This window comes from Wolbachia endosymbiont of Atemnus politus (genome assembly GCF_013309895.1).
Window position 1 is genome coordinate 1 of record NZ_JAAXCS010000151.1, and the last position, 2,662, is coordinate 2,662.

A 2,662-nucleotide genomic window follows, 5' to 3' on the forward strand; every position below is an offset into this window, starting at 1 on the left:
ATTCAACTTTATGAAACTTTAACCTTATTTACAATATATAGAAATAATTTTAGCACATTGCCGTTTGTTTACTTGTACCATGTTGCTTTTGTAATTATTTATTTTGAGGAAGGACCGTAATTGGTTCGAAATATTAATAAAAAAATGTTTGTTTTTATTTGAATTAGTCCCAAAACATTATTTTGTATAAACTATATGACGCCCGATAAAATAATCTTGTGGTAAGGAAAGACGCTGCTCAATTACAAGACTTGATGAATGAACAAGCACGAAGCTTATAATGAGCAAAAAACTACTGGAATGACAAGGTAGTAGTCCAGTGTTCGCTACCAGAGCTTGATATTAATTTTCTTCCAATGTATAATGCCACTATTCCATAGCTCATATTATGAAACTCAACATTCTGAAAGCCTGCCTCTGCAATTTCCATTTTAAACTCAGCCTGAGTTGGAAACTCTCTGTTGCTTTTCACTAAATATTCATATGAACTCCTGTCTTTAGCAACTATGCTACCAATTTTAGGAATTACTTTAAATGAATATAAGTCATAGAATTTTGTAAACATCTCAATTTGATAGTGCATAAGAGCAAACTCCAAACAGATAAATTGTCCATTTGTTTTTAATACCCTAAATGCTTCACTTAGAGCCTTTTTGCGGTCGGAAACGTTTCGATTACCAAAAACTACTGTGCAATAATCAAATTCGGAATCTTCAAATGGTAAACTTTCTGCATTTGCACACACCCAATTGAAATTGAGCTGATTTGAATTTATAGCTTTATCACGTCCTTCGCTTAGCATGTTTTGATTTATATCACATACTGCAACCTGAGCACTTGGTTCTTTTCTCACTATTCTTTTTGTAATTATCCATGCTCCGGTTCCTCCAGCGACATCTAAAACCTTAGAGTTTTTTGTAAAATGCACACTATTTACCATCTTATCCTTCCATAGTCTGTGTATTCCAAGACTCATTATATCATTCATGATGTCGTAGCGATTTGCTACAGAATCGAAAACCTCTTTGACTAATCGTGATTTATCCATGCTATCTATTCTATTAACCACTACACTATATATGGCAATTTTATGAAATTCTCAAATGTCAGCGGGATCTAGGAAAAAAGAAAGAGTACTTGAGTGACAGAGAGAAACTTTCAAATTAGATGGTTAAATTAATACACTAATTAAATGAATATGTTACAATAGAACTTCTGTAGCCCAGTGAATCATTCATGGCAATACAAAATATTATCTCTCTTATCATGATATTATCTGTAGAAATTGCCGATATGGAAACTGACCTGAATTACGTCGCATTACCGATCATTGCTCATTATTTTGAAGTAGAAGGCCATGTGGTGCAGCTTACAATCAGCTTAAATTTGATTGGATTTGCGATATCCGGATTAATTTGTGGTCCACTATCGGACCAATATGGTAGGCGTCCAATAATGCTGATTGGTATGACATTTTTACTTTGGCGAGTATCATGTGTTACATAGCTGACAATATTGTGCTCTTAATACTGATTCGCTTTATACAAGGAATAGGAGATGTTGTTGCAGGTGTTGTCGGGTATGCAGCAATCAAGGATATGTACTCAGGTAGTGAGTACTCGTGGGTAATTTCAAAGTTAAATATGGTAGTAGCGCTGTCACCTGGGATAGCTCCAGTGGTAGACAGTTATATAATCTCAAGTGGATATAATTGGAAATTTTTGTTTTTTATTATATCATTCGCGGCAATTGTTATGCTCATTTTTATTTATTTTAAGTTACGAGAAACACTTACCATAAATAAGAATGAGGTCAGTATAACTGGTGTACTGACTAATATTCCTAAGCAATATATATCAATATTTAGAAATTATCGTTTCCTTGGGTTTTCAGCTCTCCATGGGTTAACTTTCATGTGGCATTGGGCATATATTGCTAACTACCCCTTCATATTTGAGTCCTTTTTTTCGGTTATCTAATATCAATCATAGTTATATTTCACATAGTTGGAAATTTGATTAATAGAAGATATGTACCAAAAATAGCGGTTAACAGAATGTTAATAATAGGTTTGATGTTGCGAATAATACCTGAGAGTTTACTGGTATACTTTTACTCTATAAATAAATTGAACGTATTTATCCTTCAAACTGTTTGGATTCCAAGAAATATAGGTATTGCACTAGTAATAAGCAATAACGTAACCTCTGCTTTAGAAACAACCAAAAGTATAGGGCTTGGTAGTGAAGTTCTCTCATTCTGCAATATGATGTTCGGAGCCATCGGAGTATATATAGTAGGAAAATTCTTTTCTTACGGTATTTTATCAAATTTGCTATTGACAATAACATGCTCTACAATTGCGGTTCTTATATACTGTTTGTTCAAATATACTGAAAAAGACTCAAGAGGTTGATTTCTTGGTGTCAGTTCAGGGCGGAGTGGTAAAATAAGTAGACAAAGTGGTCTAAAAAGCTAATCATAGGATAGTTTTGAAGTAGTATAATAAATCTTTTAGGACTCTGCAAAAACTTACAACAAAAAATAGAAAAGTTAGAAGAGAAAGCAGAAAAACTGGAAGCAGAAAACAAGGCTCTGAAAATTGAAAACACTCAATTGAAGAAAAGGCTTGGTTTAAACTCGAAAAATTTATCAGTACTAA

Annotated in this window: 2 protein-coding genes and 2 pseudogenes; 3 read left to right on the plus strand and 1 reads right to left on the minus strand. The window is 33.2% G+C overall.

From position 1 onward, the window contains the following. Positions 1 to 292 precede the first annotated feature (292 nt). Positions 293 to 1,048: a class I SAM-dependent methyltransferase gene (locus tag HET73_RS06970; protein WP_174133840.1), complete on the minus strand. Its 756-nt coding sequence runs from the start codon at positions 1,046 to 1,048 to the stop codon at positions 293 to 295. A 245-nt stretch (positions 1,049 to 1,293) separates the two neighbouring features. Here HET73_RS06970 and HET73_RS10130 point away from each other — a divergent pair. The 3 genes and pseudogenes from HET73_RS10130 to HET73_RS06980 all read left to right on the plus strand — a co-directional run. Beyond that, a pseudogene (locus tag HET73_RS10130) lies at positions 1,294 to 1,979 on the plus strand (MFS transporter). A gap of 77 nt (positions 1,980 to 2,056) precedes the next feature. After that, on the plus strand, positions 2,057 to 2,416 hold the full coding sequence (locus HET73_RS10135) for a hypothetical protein (RefSeq protein ID WP_458694649.1): 360 nt from the start codon (positions 2,057 to 2,059) through the stop codon (positions 2,414 to 2,416). 86 nt (positions 2,417 to 2,502) lie between these two features. Then, positions 2,503 to 2,662: pseudogene (locus HET73_RS06980) on the plus strand (IS66 family transposase); the annotation flags it as partial.

Coding starts and splice junctions, on each gene's coding strand:
- HET73_RS10135 (WP_458694649.1), top strand. CDS start 2,057: ATGTTAATAATAGGTTTGATGTTGCGAATAATACCTGAGAGTTTACTG.
- HET73_RS06970 (WP_174133840.1), bottom strand. CDS start 1,048: ATGGATAAATCACGATTAGTCAAAGAGGTTTTCGATTCTGTAGCAAAT.